Source organism: Arthrobacter psychrolactophilus, from assembly GCF_003219795.1.
GTDB classification, from domain to species: Bacteria; Actinomycetota; Actinomycetes; order Actinomycetales; family Micrococcaceae; genus Specibacter; species Specibacter psychrolactophilus.
The window spans coordinates 12,170-25,508 of record NZ_QJVC01000013.1; the positions used below are offsets into that span (position 1 = coordinate 12,170).

General features: G+C 63.4%; 12 protein-coding genes and 1 riboswitch. Of the genes, 3 read left to right on the forward strand and 9 right to left on the reverse strand.

Translation table 11 applies throughout. The annotated features are described in order from the left end of the window. Nucleotides 1–28: 28 nt before the first annotated feature. Both CVS30_RS12315 and CVS30_RS12320 read right to left on the reverse strand, forming a co-directional pair. Complete coding sequence (locus CVS30_RS12315; RefSeq protein WP_110485631.1) at nucleotides 29–913, reverse strand: VOC family protein; 885 nt, start codon at nucleotides 911–913, stop codon at nucleotides 29–31. Nucleotides 914–969: 56 nt separating this feature from the next. Next, nucleotides 970–1,476, reverse strand: coding sequence for a GNAT family N-acetyltransferase (locus CVS30_RS12320; RefSeq protein WP_110485632.1), 507 nt, complete (start codon nucleotides 1,474–1,476; stop codon nucleotides 970–972). A gap of 50 nt (nucleotides 1,477–1,526) precedes the next feature. Next, nucleotides 1,527–1,637: riboswitch (TPP riboswitch) on the forward strand. Between CVS30_RS12320 and thiC the strand changes: the two genes are divergently transcribed. Continuing rightward, entirely contained in the window at nucleotides 1,634–3,379 is a 1,746-nt protein-coding gene (gene thiC / locus CVS30_RS12325) for a phosphomethylpyrimidine synthase ThiC (protein WP_110485633.1), read from the forward strand. (Overlaps the previous riboswitch by 4 nt.) 5 nt (nucleotides 3,380–3,384) lie before the next feature. Here the strand turns inward: thiC and CVS30_RS12330 are convergent, their stop codons facing one another. Both CVS30_RS12330 and ffh read right to left on the reverse strand, forming a co-directional pair. Continuing rightward, entirely contained in the window at nucleotides 3,385–4,134 is a 750-nt protein-coding gene (locus CVS30_RS12330) for an alpha/beta fold hydrolase (RefSeq protein ID WP_110485634.1), read from the reverse strand. Between the two features lie 115 nt (nucleotides 4,135–4,249). Beyond that, nucleotides 4,250–5,824, reverse strand: coding sequence for a signal recognition particle protein (gene ffh / locus CVS30_RS12335; RefSeq protein ID WP_110485635.1), 1,575 nt, complete (start codon nucleotides 5,822–5,824; stop codon nucleotides 4,250–4,252). Between the two features lie 294 nt (nucleotides 5,825–6,118). Between ffh and CVS30_RS12340 the strand changes: the two genes are divergently transcribed. Beyond that, nucleotides 6,119–7,606 (forward strand): glucose-6-phosphate dehydrogenase, encoded by a 1,488-nt coding sequence (locus CVS30_RS12340; RefSeq protein WP_110485636.1) that lies wholly within the window; start codon nucleotides 6,119–6,121, stop codon nucleotides 7,604–7,606. Between the two features lie 255 nt (nucleotides 7,607–7,861). Here CVS30_RS12340 and CVS30_RS12345 read toward each other — a convergent pair whose 3' ends face one another. The 3 genes from CVS30_RS12345 to ftsY all read right to left on the reverse strand — a co-directional run bounded on the left by CVS30_RS12345 (nucleotide 7,862) and on the right by ftsY (nucleotide 10,989). After that, entirely contained in the window at nucleotides 7,862–8,200 is a 339-nt protein-coding gene (locus CVS30_RS12345) for a P-II family nitrogen regulator (RefSeq protein ID WP_110485637.1), read from the reverse strand. Beyond that, complete coding sequence (locus tag CVS30_RS12350; protein ID WP_110485638.1) at nucleotides 8,197–9,558, reverse strand: ammonium transporter; 1,362 nt, start codon at nucleotides 9,556–9,558, stop codon at nucleotides 8,197–8,199. Before CVS30_RS12350 ends, CVS30_RS12345 begins: the two co-directional genes overlap by 4 nt. Before the next feature lie 240 nt (nucleotides 9,559–9,798). Next, nucleotides 9,799–10,989: a signal recognition particle-docking protein FtsY gene (gene ftsY / locus CVS30_RS12355; protein WP_110485639.1), complete on the reverse strand. Its 1,191-nt coding sequence runs from the start codon at nucleotides 10,987–10,989 to the stop codon at nucleotides 9,799–9,801. 66 nt (nucleotides 10,990–11,055) lie between these two features. Here ftsY and CVS30_RS12360 point away from each other — a divergent pair, with 66 nt between their 5' ends. Further along, nucleotides 11,056–12,324 carry an MFS transporter gene (locus CVS30_RS12360; protein ID WP_110485640.1) on the forward strand — a complete coding sequence of 423 codons (1,269 nt, stop codon included), beginning with the start codon at nucleotides 11,056–11,058 and terminating at the stop codon, nucleotides 12,322–12,324. Here the strand turns inward: CVS30_RS12360 and CVS30_RS12365 are convergent. Beyond that, the gene (locus CVS30_RS12365) at nucleotides 12,281–12,802 is read right to left on the reverse strand and encodes an NAD(P)H-dependent oxidoreductase (protein ID WP_110485641.1); all 522 of its coding nucleotides are present in this window, start codon (nucleotides 12,800–12,802) and stop codon (nucleotides 12,281–12,283) included. The genes CVS30_RS12360 and CVS30_RS12365 overlap by 44 nt on opposite strands. Continuing rightward, nucleotides 12,799–13,314 (reverse strand): flavin reductase family protein, encoded by a 516-nt coding sequence (locus tag CVS30_RS12370; RefSeq protein WP_110485642.1) that lies wholly within the window; start codon nucleotides 13,312–13,314, stop codon nucleotides 12,799–12,801. Before CVS30_RS12370 ends, CVS30_RS12365 begins: the two co-directional genes overlap by 4 nt. Between the last annotated feature and the right edge of the window lie 25 nt (nucleotides 13,315–13,339).

Consider the following 13,339-nt stretch of genomic DNA (forward strand, 5'->3'; position numbering starts at 1 on the left):
GGCCGAAGGCGGCCGGGGCGCCCACCGATTACATGGTGGACTGTCCAGCATCAACACTAACGCGAATTCGGTTGTTCCACGGATCGTTGAAGGTAATCTCGGCGCCGGTATTGGCGACGGGGATGCCATGGTGAGTCAAACGCTCGTGGAGGGATCCGACGTCGTCCGTCCCTGGCAACTGGATGAGAACCTCACCCAAGCCGAGCGTGTCCTTGCGGGGGCCGGCGCCGCGGCTGTTCCACACATTCATGGCCATGTGGTGGTGGTAGCCGCCGGCGGAGACAAAGAGGGCCTGGCCATGGAAGCTTGAGGTCTTCTCGAAGCCGAGGGTATTGACGTAGAACTGCTCGGCGCTCTGGACGTCGCCCACCTGTAGGTGCACGTGGCCGATGTCGGCCGCGGACTGGCGCTGGCCCACCACGGATTCCTCGGTCAGGTGCTGCTGGAGGTAGTGCTGGGGCGAGAGGGCCAGCGTGTCCATCTCCACCTCGCCGTTCTTCCAGCTCCAGGCGTCCCGGGGACGATCCCAGTACAGCTCGATGCCGTTACCCTCTGGATCGGTGAAGTAAAAGGCTTCGGACACCAGGTGATCGGCGCTGCCGGCAAAGGCCTGCGGGCTGTACTGGGCGGCCGAGGCAACCGTGGCGGCCAGCGAGGCTTGATCGTTGAACAGCAGCGCGGTGTGGAACAGGCCCGCCTCGCCGCGGCCGGGAATATGTAGGCCACCGGCGGGCTGCAGGTGCACCAACGGGGTGCTGCCGCGACCTAGGTACTGGCCGCCGTCAGCCTCGGCAACAATGTCCAGGCCGAGCGCCTTTTGGTAGTAATTACTCATTACCGTCATGTCGCCCACCTTGAGCATCACGGTGCCCATCGTGAGGTCGGCGGAAAGCAGGTCGTTAGTTGCAGTCATGATGTCTCCAAGGTTTGTTGTTGTCTCTATAGTAGCAAACTACTTGAAGCTTCAACTTATTCCGAGAGGGTCAGTTTTATTTTCATGGCGATGCGCGGGGCAATAGTCTCCAGAATTGCTTCACTTTCGCGTAACGTAGCCAGCTCCGGACCCCACTGGCTATGATCAAGCTCACTAAAGCCGCAGCTGGCATAGAAGGGTGCATTGAACGGCACCTGCGCAAAGGTACACAGGGTCATGGCGTGAAATCCGGCCTCCCTAGCCCACGCCATGGCAGCCATCACCAGGGCCCGGCCGATCCCCTGCCCCGCAAATTCTGGACTCACGGCCAATTGCTCCAGATGCGCCTGACCGTCCACAATTTCTAAGCGCACAAAGCCCACCGGCGGCCGACCCGCGACCATAATATGGAACGCCTCAGCGTACTCGGAAGGATCCGCGGGAGGCGGAAAGTCGGCCACACTCAGGGGCGGATCGAGCGTCTCAAAGGCGGCGTCCGCCTCGGCCTCGAGGGCGGGCAGGAGCGCAAATTCACTCAGGGCGGCGGGGCGAATTTCGAACATGTTCGTATCCTACGGCTTGACAGCGACCCCCTGCGGCAGTGTAGCTTCGTCCTTGACCACACGGGAGCCCCGAAGCAGGGGCTGAGACATGGGCTGCAGCTGCCCTGGACCGTTGAACCTGTCCGGGTAATGCCGGCGAAGGAAGTGAGTTCCACCCATGAGCTTTACCGAACAAAGTCCTGCCCACACGCTTGCCTATGTGCAGGATGAACAGCACGGGATCAGCGTTCCCGTCACCTCCATCTCCCTCGAGGACTCGGCTCCCGGCCGGGCCAATCCACCCCTGCAGGTGTACCGCACGGCGGGTCCGGGCAGCGATCCGGTCCGCGGCCTGCCTCCCCTGCGAGAGTCCTGGATTGCCGAGCGCGCCGACTGCGAGAGTTATCAGGGTCGTTCCCGGGAACTGCTCGACGACGGACGCTCCGCTCAGCGTCGGGGCGCCGCCTCTGCCGAGTGGCAGGGTCCGCAACGCACGCCGTTGCGGTCCCAACCCGGGCGGACGGTGACGCAGATGCACTACGCACGCAACGGCGTCGTCACTGCCGAAATGAGGTTTGTGGCGCTGCGGGAGAACTGTTCCGTGGAGTTGGTCCGCAGCGAACTGGCGGCGGGGCGGGCCATCATCCCCAGCAACATCAACCACCCGGAATCCGAGCCGATGATTATCGGCAAGGCGTTCCTCGTGAAGATCAATGCCAACATCGGCAATTCCGCGATCACGAGCTCCATCGCCGACGAGGTGGATAAGTTGCAGTGGGCCACTCTGTGGGGCGCCGACACGGTCATGGACCTCTCCACGGGCGATGACATTCACACGACCCGGGAATGGATCATCCGCAATGCGCCGGTTCCCATCGGCACCGTGCCCATCTATCAGGCGCTGGAAAAAGTCAACGGTGAGGCGCATAAGCTCACGTGGGAGATTTTCCGCGACACCGTGATCGAACAGTGTGAACAGGGCGTGGACTATATGACCATCCACGCCGGGGTGCTGCTGCGCTACGTGCCGCTCACGGCCAACCGCGTCACGGGGATCGTCTCCCGTGGCGGCGCCATCATGGCGGGCTGGTGCCTGGCCCACCATCAGGAAAACTTCCTCTACACGCATTTCGATGAGCTGTGCGAGATCTTTGCCCAGTACGACGTGGCGTTCTCGCTGGGAGACGGCCTGCGCCCAGGCTCCACGGCCGATGCGAACGACGCCGCCCAATTTGCCGAGCTGGACACCCTGGCCGAGCTGACGAAGCGGGCGTGGCGCTACGACGTCCAGGTCATGGTGGAGGGTCCCGGGCACGTCCCCTTCCACCTGGTGCGGGAAAATATTGAGCGGCAACAAGAGCTGTGCGACGGGGCGCCGTTTTACACGCTGGGTCCGCTCGTGACGGACATTGCCCCGGGCTATGACCACATCACCTCCGCGATTGGAGCCACCGAGATCGCCCGCTACGGCACGGCCATGCTGTGTTACGTCACGCCCAAGGAACATCTGGGCTTACCCAACAAAGACGATGTGAAAACCGGGGTGATCACCTACAAGATCGCCGCCCATGCCGCCGATCTGGCCAAGGGACATCCGGGCGCACGGGACCGGGACGATGCCCTGTCCAAGGCGCGCTTTGAATTCCGGTGGCGCGATCAGTTCTCGTTGTCGCTGGATCCGGCCACGGCCGAGGCTTTCCACGACGAGACGCTGCCGGCAGAGCCTGCCAAGACGGCGCACTTTTGCTCCATGTGTGGGCCGAAGTTTTGTTCCATGCGCATCAGCCAGGACATCCGGGACAGCTATGGAACAGCGACCGAGCAGGAAGAGATTGCTGGTGGCATGGCGGCCAAGAGTGCCGAATTCTTAGCCAGCGGGGCCAAGGTCTATCTGCCCGATCTTGTGGTGCCCCAGCCGTCCTGAGATGATCAGGGCCGCCCGGCGGCCTCTTGGGCCGCAATAAAGTCAGCGATCAGCTCGGCGCCCTGGGGGCCGTCATGCGGACGGTGGCCGCCGGGCGCCATGCGGTGCACCGCGCCCGTGGTGGTGAGGTACTCGGCAATTTCTTCGTACAACGGCTCCCAGCCGCCCGTGAGAACCAGGGTGGGCACGCCGGGCACGATATGCAGGGGTGCCTTCCACTGCGGGGCCTGCAAATGGATCCGAGCGGCGATGCGTGAGGACGACTCGGCCGGAGCGTGCAGCGTCATCCCGGCCGGACCGGAGTTATAGCCGGGGCGGCTGGGCCCGGCCATGGAGGCCGTGAGCCGCCGGAATTCCGCCGAGAATGCGGCGTCGCTCAGCTCCGAGCTACGGGCAAACAACGGCTCAATGTGTTCCCGATACGCCAAGGTGGCCGGAAGTTCGGCTGTCAGGGACAGCAGGGCCGGCTCCACGAGCACCAGGGACGTGACCAGATCGGGACGCTCCACGGCCGCCATCATGGCCGCGATGGCACCTTGGTCGTGAGCCACAAGATGCCCACCCTCCCCTAGGGCGTCGATGACAATGGTGGCGTCGGCCTCAAAATCACTGGCCACAGGTGGAACGACGGCGTCAAAACCGGTGCGCTTGAGAAAGAGACAATCGTAGTTCCCGGCTAAGAGGTGCTGGGCAGGCCAGGCGGCAACGCCATAGCCATCCATGCCGTGGACAAACACAATCCGGGTTTTACTCATTCGAGCAGATTACCGGAAAGTGCTGACAAAGTGCCGGGTTTGACACGTGAGGGGCAAGACAAAGGCCCCGTCCGACGTCGTACGACGCACGCGAACGGGGCCCAAGAGGCAAAACTTACTTACCGAGGAACTTTTCAAAGCCCTTCGGCAGGTTCAGGCTCGAGGGATCGAAGTCCTCGGCGCCGGCACCAAAAGCTGCGCCCGTAGGCAGGGACTTGGGAGCGTTAGCCTTCTCCTGAGCGGCCTTCAGCTCCGCAGCAGCCTTGGCCGGGTTACCGGAGCGAGCCTTCTTCTTGGGTCCCTGCTTACCCTTGCGGGCGCTGTTGAAACCGCCGGGGCCAGCCACGCCGGGCATACCCGGAATGCCGCCACCCTGAGCGAGCTTCTTCATCATCTTCTGCGCCTGGCCGAAACGCTCCAGCAGACCGTTGACCTCGGAGACGTGGACACCGGAACCCTTCGCGATACGGGCGCGGCGTGATCCGTTGATGATCTTCGGCGCGACACGCTCGTGCGGGGTCATGGAGCGCACGATGGCCTCGACACGGTCGATCTCGCGCTCGTCGAAGTTCTCGAGCTGCTGACGCATGCCGGCGGCACCAGGCATCATCATGAGCATCTTCTTCATGGAACCCATTTTGCGGATCTGCTGCATCTGGGCGAGGAAATCGTCGAGCGTGAAGTCTTCCTGGTCGGCGAACTTCTGCGCCATCCGCTCGGCTTCGCCCTTGTCCCAGTTCTTCTCAGCCTGCTCGATGAGCGTGAGCACGTCACCCATGTCCAGGATGCGGCTGGCCATGCGGTCCGGGTGGAAGAGCTCAAAGTCGTCCAGGCCTTCGCCCGTGGAGGCGAACATGACGGGCTTGCCGGTGACGGAAGCCACCGAGAGGGCGGCACCACCGCGGGCGTCGCCGTCGAGCTTGGTCAAGACCACACCGGTGAAGTTGACGCCCTCATTGAAGGCCTGGGCCGTGTTGACGGCGTCCTGACCGATCATGGCGTCGATGACGAAGAGGACCTCGTCGGGGTTGATGGCGGCGCGAATGTCCGCGGCCTGCTTCATCAGTTCGGCGTCGATGCCCAGGCGGCCGGCGGTGTCCACGATGACGACGTCGTGCAGCTTGGACTTGGCCTCGGCCAGGCCGGCCATGGCGACGGCTACGGGATCGCCCGTGGCACTTTCAAATTCGCTGCTGACACCCGGGTGCGGGGCGAACACGGGCACGCCCGCGCGCTCACCGTTGACCTGGAGCTGCTTGACAGCGTTGGGGCGCTGAAGGTCGGCGGCGACCAAGAGCGGGCTGTGGCCCTGGCCCTTGAGCCACTTGGACAGCTTTCCGGCCAGGGTGGTCTTACCGGCACCCTGCAAACCAGCCAGCATGATGACGGTGGGAGGGTTCTTGGCCAGGTTGATCCGGCGGGTTTCCCCACCCAGAATCGTGACAAGTTCCTCGTTGACGATCTTGACGATCTGCTGTGCCGGGTTCAGGGCCTCGTTGACCTCGGAACCCAGCGCACGCTCGCGCACCTTGGCGGTGAATTCGCGCACGACCGGAACGGCAACGTCGGCATCCAGCAGGGCGCGACGAATCTCGCGCACAGTGGCATCGACGTCGGCCTCGCTGAGTCGGCCCTTGCCACGGAGGTTTTTGAAGGTTGCTGTCAACCGATCAGATAGGGAGTTGAACACGCGCCGCGTACTTCTTTCGTCAGGGTTTTACCAACACCCGCGCGGACCGGCCAGACGCCTGCCCGCGCATGGGGCGCGGCAATTTACGATATTCAGGATGAGACCGGCGGAGGGCGTTTTGCGCCACCCCACTCCCTTTCCTGAGGGACTCAACTATCAAGGGTACCAACTCTGCGGCGCCTTCGTTGCACATCCCGCCACGGAATGGGGATTGATTTGCCGCCACTAAATATTCCAAGCCCGCCGCGTCAAGGTGCTGAAATTGCCGCCTCTTAGTGGCATGCTGAGTTCGTGATGAAATCCACTTTTGATTCTGGCCCGCAGTCCACGTCAACGTCCGACGCCGAGTCCCCGGCTTCCGCGCTCAGCCCCGGTGAGCGAATCAAGACGTTAGTGATTTTGGGGGCCTCGGGTGATCTGACCGGCCGACTTTTGCTTCCTGGCGTGGCCAAGTTGATTGCTTCGGGCCGCGCCCCGGGCCTGAAACTTGTCGGTGCTGGCAATGATGCGTGGCCGGCGCAGCAATGGCAAGACCGGCTGACCGAGAGCTTCGCCGACGCGCTTGCCCCGGGTGGCGTGTCAACAGCGGACGGAATCGCCGAGCTGAAAAGCGTCCAGGCGGACAGCACCTACCACCAGCTCGACGTCACGGCCAAGGGCGTTCTCGGCACCTTCCTGAAGACTGTCGAGGGGCCCGTTGCCCTGTACTTTGCCCTGCCGCCCGCCGTCAGCCAGAAGGCCTGCGAGATTCTCTCCACGGAGGATCTGCCGGCTGGCACCCGTTTGGTCATGGAGAAGCCGTTTGGCTCCAGCACCGAATCGGCACAGGATCTCAACGCGACCCTGGCCAAGCTGGTTCCCGAGGACCACATTCACCGCGTGGATCATTTCTTAGGCAAATCCACGGTTCTAAACATCATGGGCCTGCGTTTTGCCAACAGGTTGTTGGAGCACTCCTGGAACCGCGACCACATTGAAAAGGTAGAGATTGTCTTTGACGAGCCGCTGACACTGGAAAACCGTGCGCGTTATTACGACCACGCCGGGGCCGGTCGCGACATGATTCAAAGCCACCTGTTGCAGATCATGGCCATCATGGCGATGGAGCCGCCAGCCACCCTCGATGAAGAGGATGTGCGCTCCAATATTGCCGCCGTGCTGCGGGCCAGCAATGTGGGCGAGGGCGCCGATCTGGAGCGGTACACCCGCCGTGCCCGTTACACCGCCGGCACCATCGCGGATCGGGCCGTGCCCAACTACCTCGATGAGGAGGGAGTGGATCCTGCCAATGGCACCGAGACGTTGGCCGAAGTGGAGGTCTTTGTCAGCAACTGGCGTTGGGCCGGGGTTCCCTTCATCCTGCGATCCGGCAAAGCCTTGGGTCGCGCCCGCAAGGAGGCTGTCGTGACCTTTAAACCTGTCCCGCATCTGCCCCTTGGCTTCAAGGGCACGGACTCCCCCACACGCCTGCACATTGGTTTCGGCCCGGAAACCCTCACCCTGGATTTGGATGTCAACGGCCCCGGCGATCTCTTCACGCTGGACCGCGTCCAGCTACAGGCCTCGCTGGCCAGCGATCCGCTCCTGCCTTATGGAGAAGTGCTCGACGGCGTACTCAGCGCCGATCCGCTCCTGTCCGTCCGCGGCGACACGGCCGAGGAATGCTGGCGCATTGTGGAACCCACCTTCGCGGCATGGAAGGCCAACGAGGTTCCCCTGGAGGACTACCCGGCAGGTTCCCTCGGCCCGGATAACTGGTCCACCAGCAACGACGAGAGCTGACAGCCCGCCACTGCTGGCCCCGTTGTGTCCCAGTGATGAGGGGCAGGAAATGCCATAGCTGGGGGTTTTCGCTATAGCTGGGCATTCTCGCGATAGCGCGGCCTATAGCGAGAATGCCCACCTATAGCGCTTTTGGGTGGAGGGGCTGCTTGAGCGCCCTTTAAGCGAACGACGGCGGCACCCAAGGTGAGAAAATTACTCACCTTGGGTGCCGTCGTCGTACTTTGAGGTGGCCCCAGTGGTCCGTGAAGTGCTTTAGATCGCTGCTACTCCGCGTTCGCCGGTGCGGACTCGAACGGCTTCGTAGACCTCGATCATCCAGACCTTGCCATCGCCGGCGGTGCCGGTGTTGGAGCTGGCGACGATGATGTCCATGAGGTCGTACGCCTGCTCGTCGCTGGCGAGGACCTCGATGCGGATCTTCGGGTGCAGATCTACCGTGTATTCAGCCCCACGGTAAACCTCGGTGTGGCCACGCTGACGTCCATAACCGTGGGCGCCGCTGACTGTCAGGCCCTGAACGCCGTAGCTTTCGAGAGCGTTGCGAACTTCGTCAAGTTGTTCGGGGCGGATGATCGCGGTAATGAGTTTCATGCGTCTACCTTTGCTTCCGCGGAGGTTGAACCCTTAGACACGGAGGTCGTGGGGAGTTTTTCAAGGAGTGGGGAGAAGCTACCGGAGTTGCGGCCACCCAAGTCATAAGCTGATTCTGCATGAACCGTGACGTCAATGCCATCTGCTTCGTCTTGTTCGGAGACACGGAAGCCCATGGTCTTGTTGATGATCCAACCGATCACGAAGGCGATCACGAAGGAGTAGGCCAGGACAGCGACGGCGCCGAGGGTCTGCTTGCCGAGGAGTTCAAGGCCACCACCGTAGAACAGGCCCTGGCCACCGGCAGGCGAGTTGGGATCGGCGGCAAACCCGATGAACAAGGTACCGACGATACCGCCGACAAGGTGCACACCGACAACATCGAGTGAATCATCGATCCCGAAGCGGTACTTCAGGCCAACGGCCAAGGCGCAGATGACACCGGCGATGAGGCCAAGAACGATCGACCATACGGGGGTCAAGGCGGAGCAGGCGGGGGTGATAGCGACCAAACCGGCGACGGCACCGGATGCGGCACCCAAGGAGGTGGCGTGACCGTCGCGGAGCTTTTCAACCAAGAGCCAGCCCAAGATGGCAGCTGCCGGAGCGGCGAGCGTGTTGATCCAGGCGTAGGCTGCAACACCGTTGGCGCCGAGAGCGGAGCCGGCGTTGAAGCCAAACCAGCCGAACCAGAGCAGACCGGCACCGAGCATCACGAACGGGAGGTTGTGGGGGCGGTGGCTGGAATCCTTACCGAATCCCTTGCGCTTGCCGAGGATGAGAGCCAAGGCCAGGGCGGCTGCACCGGCGTTGATGTGAACAGCGGTACCACCGGCAAAGTCAATAACACCCAGACCCTGACCGATCCAACCGCCGGTGGGGTTGCCGTCTGCGTCTTCGGTGAAGGAGAAGACCCAGTGAGCTACCGGGAAGTAAACAACGGTGACCCAGATAGCGGCGAAGAGCATCCAGGCACCAAACTTGGCGCGGTCTGCGATGGCACCGGTGATGAGGGCCACCGTGATGATGGCGAACACGGCCTGGAAACCAACGAAGGCAATTTCCGGGATCGTGCCCACGAGCGGCATGGTGTCGCCCGTGTCAAGAACTCCCTGGAGTCCAAACTTTTCGAAGGGGTTACCGAGGAGGCCGCCACCAATATCTTTACCAAACGTTGCAGAGTAACCAAAGAGGACCCAGAGTACGCCGACCAGGGCGATGGCACCGAAGCTCATCATCATCATGTTCAGCACACCCTTTGCCCGGGTCATGCCACCGTAGAAAAATGCTAGACCCGGAGTCATCAGCAGCACCAAGGATGCGGATGCTAGGACCCAAGCTGTATCGCCAGTATTCATTAGGCTGGCCTTTCGTTGCGAGAGTTACTGCCGGCCGCCTCTTTGGGCCCGTGCAATGTGGACTCTTACAATGTTGGGTCCTGCGTGTTTCGCCATGAAGCTCAATAGATTTCCGCCGCGTTACGTTTTTGGCCCCTATGTAAAGCTCCTGCGTCAGCTATGTTTCATGCGTGTTTCGCGGCACATTCTGGCACACAAAAGGGCGCCCACAACGGTGGACGCCCTCGTGCAAAGCTCGAATTACGCCAAAAGCGCGTCCACGAAGCTCTCGGCATCGAACGGCGCCAAGTCATCGGGGCCTTCGCCCAAACCAACCAGCTTCACGGGTACGCCCAGCGTCTTCTGAATGGCCACGACAATGCCACCCTTAGCCGTGCCGTCCAGCTTGGTCAGGACAATACCGGTGATGTTCACAACCTCGGAAAAGACCTTGGCCTGCGTCAAACCGTTCTGCCCCGTGGTGGCATCCAGGACCAGCAGCACCTCGTCCACAGTGGCCTGCTTTTCGATGACGCGCTTGACCTTGCCGAGCTCGTCCATGAGTCCCACCTTGTTCTGCAGGCGTCCGGCGGTGTCGATCATGACCACATCAACCTCCGCGTCGATGCCGGCCTTGACCGCCTCGAAGGCGACGGAGGCGGGGTCTGCCCCATCGACGTCGGACTTCACGGTGGGAACGCCCACGCGCGCACCCCAGGTGGCCAGCTGCTCTGCGGCGGCGGCACGGAAGGTATCGGCGGCACCGAGCAAGACGTCCTTGTCCTCGGCGACGAGCACACGGGCCAGCTTGCCAACCGTGGTGGTCTTACCAACACCGTTGACGCCAACCACCATGAGCACGGCCGGACGGTCGTCATGGCGGGTGATGTTCAGCGTGCGATCCATGGCGGGGTCGATCAGCTTGATGAGTTCCTCGCGGAGCATGGCCTGCACGTGCTCCGGGCTGCGCACACCCAAAACCTTCACGCGCTCGCGCAGGGTGTCCACGAGCTCCATGGTGGAATCCGTGCCGATGTCCGCCAGCAGCAGCGTCTCCTCGACCTCTTCCCACACGTCTTCATCGATCGTGTCGCGCGAGAGCAGGGCCAGCAGACCCTTACCGAGCGCATTGTTCGACTTCGCCAGGCGCTCCCGCAGGCGCACCAGGCGGCCCGCCACCGGGAGCGGGGTTTCCAGCGCCGGGGTGGTGGGAAGTTCGGCTTCCTCTTCTACGTCTTCGTCCGACGGCGGAGCCTGGGTTTCGGGGCGATCCGCCACCAGGGTGCCGCCACCGTGGGCGTCGGATTCCTCGAGAGGCGCCGGGTCATTGGCATCACGGGGGCCGGTGTAGTTCTGGCTGCTGCGACGGGCCTTCAGGAAGACCGGAATGAGCCCGCCGATAACGGCGAGCCCAACAACAATGGACAAGATGATGGGAAGAAGTTCATTCACTCCCCCAGTCTCTCACGAGGGCCCGGGGCCGCCGGATTTACCCGCGTTGTGACAAACTCGTTGGTGATGTCATTAACCAGCCCCGTATCCCCCGCTCCGCCCGCGGCGCCCCTGCCTCGCGAGATCAAGGTGCTCATTGTCGCCGCCTTTATGATCGCCATTGGCTTTGGCATCGTGGCCCCGGTATTGCCGCAATTTGCGCAAAGTTTTGATGTGAGCGTTACGGCGGCTGCCGTGGTGGTCAGCGCGTTCGCCTTCACCCGGCTGCTTTTCGCGCCCTTGAGCGGCTGGCTTGTGGAACGCGTGGGCGAACGACGCACCTATATTGTGGGCATTCTCATCGTCGCCGCGTCCTCGGCGGCCTGCGCCTTCGCCGGGAACTACTGGCAGCTGCTGCTCTTCCGCGGTCTGGGCGGTATTGGCTCCACGATGTTCACGGTGGCGGCCATGGGGCTGCTCATCAGAATGGCTCCCCCGCAGGCACGCGGCCGGGTGTCGAGCCTGTACTCGGGATCGTTCCTGTTGGGTAACATTGCCGGGCCTGCCGTGGGTGGGTTGCTCGCCGGGCTGGGTTTGCACCTGCCGTTCCTGGTCTACGCGGCCGCCCTGGTGTTGGTGGCGATCCTCGTGGCCACCATGTTGCCGGCCGCCCTCCCGGGCCAGGCACGCTCCTCGGCCGCCAAGCTTGTCCTGCCACTAAAGGAAGCCCTGGCCCTGCCGGCGTACCGGGCGGTGCTGACCTCGGGTTTCGCCAACGGCTGGTCGGCCTTTGGTATTCGCATGGCGCTCGTGCCGCTCTTTGCTACGGTAGCCCTGGGAGCCGGCCCGCAGGTGGCCGGCGCCTCGTTGGCCGTGTTCGCCATGGGAACGGGCCTCGCCCTGACGTTCTCGGGCAAGCTGGCCGATGCGTGGGGTCGCAAGCCCATGATTCTGGCCGGTTTGGCCGTCAACGGCATCGCGATGGGCGTCCTCGGATTCACCGGCAACGAGCTGTGGTTCTTCATCGTCTCCGCCCTGGCCGGTCTGGGCAGCGGCCTCATGGGTCCGGCTCAGCAGGCCACGGTGGCCGATGTCATCGGTAACGAACGCTCCGGTGGCAAGGTCCTGGCCACCTTCCAGATGAGCTCGGATCTTGGCGCCATCATTGGCCCCATTGCCGCCGGTTTCCTCGTCGATGCCTTCTCCTACGGCCCGGCCTTCCTCATGGCCACGGCCGTGGCGTTCATCAGCTTCCTGTTCTGGCTGCCCGCGAAGGACACAAAACTGCTCTCCTCCCTCGACGTGGGTACCCTCAGACCAAAGGACGCAGGGCCGCAAGCGCCGCAGATCCCTTGACGGCGGCGGCCAGATCCACCAGCGCCTCCCCATGCAAGAGCGCTAGCTCGGCGGCCCGCCCGGCCGGCTGACCTTGGGCGTCGAAATCGTTGCCGGTGAAATACAGATCCGGCGCCAACACCTGGGTGCCGAAGAATCCCGACAGCGTCGTGGACAGCTCGCGGGTACCCAAAAAGTGCTCCCCCGAGGCACCGGTCATGACGACCGCAACGGGCGTCCCCGCCAGCGGCTCGGCCCCGGCCTTGCGATCAATTCGCTCCAGTAGGGTCCGCAGGGCTGCCGTGTGCGTGGCCCGGTACGTGGGACTGCCAAGCACGACGGCGTCTGCCGCGGCAATGCGCGCCACCACCTCCGGGTGGTCATGGGTCAGGAACTCGGTTGCTGCTCCCCGCCCGGCCGCGCCGGCCAGGATGGTTTGGACGGCGGCCGCGGTTTTCCCCGGGCCGTACGGGCTGCCGTCGATGCCGAGAACCTTCATGCCGCCGACCCCACGAGGGCTTCAAGCTGCGCCACTGTGGCGTAGGCACCCTTGTAAAACAGCAGGGGCTTGGCCTCGGCTCGCGCCTCCAACGAGCGCACGGAACCCACCACGATGGTGTGGTCGCCGCCGTCGTACTCTTGATGAAACTCGCAATCCACCCAGGCGAGGGCCTGGTCCAGGACCGGATTGCCCAGGGGCGAGAGGCTGTAGTTGACGCCGGCGAACTTGTCCGCGCCGGAGCGGGCGAACTGGGCTGAGAGGTGCTGGTGCTCGGCGGGCAGGATGTTGATGGTGAAGCGGCCCGTGGCGCGCAGCAGTGGCCAGCTCGAGGAGGTGCGGGCCGGGCTGAAGGTGACCAGGGCCGGGTCCAGCGAGAGCGAGGCGAACGACTGGCAGGTGAAGCCAGCGGGACCGTCGGGCGTCGTGGAGGTGATGATGGTCAGGCCCGTGGCGAAGTGGCCCAGGACGCTGCGGAGCTGCTGTGGGGTGACGGTCTTGGGGGCGGTCATGATGGTTCCTTTCGTGGCTGTTCAC

Excerpts from the sequence above, each read along its gene's own strand:
- CVS30_RS12315 (WP_110485631.1), bottom strand. The coding sequence starts at position 913 with ATGACTGCAACTAACGACCTGCTTTCCGCCGACCTCACGATGGGCACC.
- CVS30_RS12320 (WP_110485632.1), bottom strand. The coding sequence starts at position 1,476 with ATGTTCGAAATTCGCCCCGCCGCCCTGAGTGAATTTGCGCTCCTGCCC.
- thiC (WP_110485633.1), top strand. The coding sequence starts at position 1,634 with ATGAGCTTTACCGAACAAAGTCCTGCCCACACGCTTGCCTATGTGCAG.
- CVS30_RS12330 (WP_110485634.1), bottom strand. The coding sequence starts at position 4,134 with ATGAGTAAAACCCGGATTGTGTTTGTCCACGGCATGGATGGCTATGGC.
- CVS30_RS12340 (WP_110485636.1), top strand. The coding sequence starts at position 6,119 with ATGAAATCCACTTTTGATTCTGGCCCGCAGTCCACGTCAACGTCCGAC.
- CVS30_RS12345 (WP_110485637.1), bottom strand. The coding sequence starts at position 8,200 with ATGAAACTCATTACCGCGATCATCCGCCCCGAACAACTTGACGAAGTT.
- CVS30_RS12350 (WP_110485638.1), bottom strand. The coding sequence starts at position 9,558 with ATGAATACTGGCGATACAGCTTGGGTCCTAGCATCCGCATCCTTGGTG.
- CVS30_RS12360 (WP_110485640.1), top strand. The coding sequence starts at position 11,056 with ATGTCATTAACCAGCCCCGTATCCCCCGCTCCGCCCGCGGCGCCCCTG.
- CVS30_RS12365 (WP_110485641.1), bottom strand. The coding sequence starts at position 12,802 with ATGAAGGTTCTCGGCATCGACGGCAGCCCGTACGGCCCGGGGAAAACC.
- CVS30_RS12370 (WP_110485642.1), bottom strand. The coding sequence starts at position 13,314 with ATGACCGCCCCCAAGACCGTCACCCCACAGCAGCTCCGCAGCGTCCTG.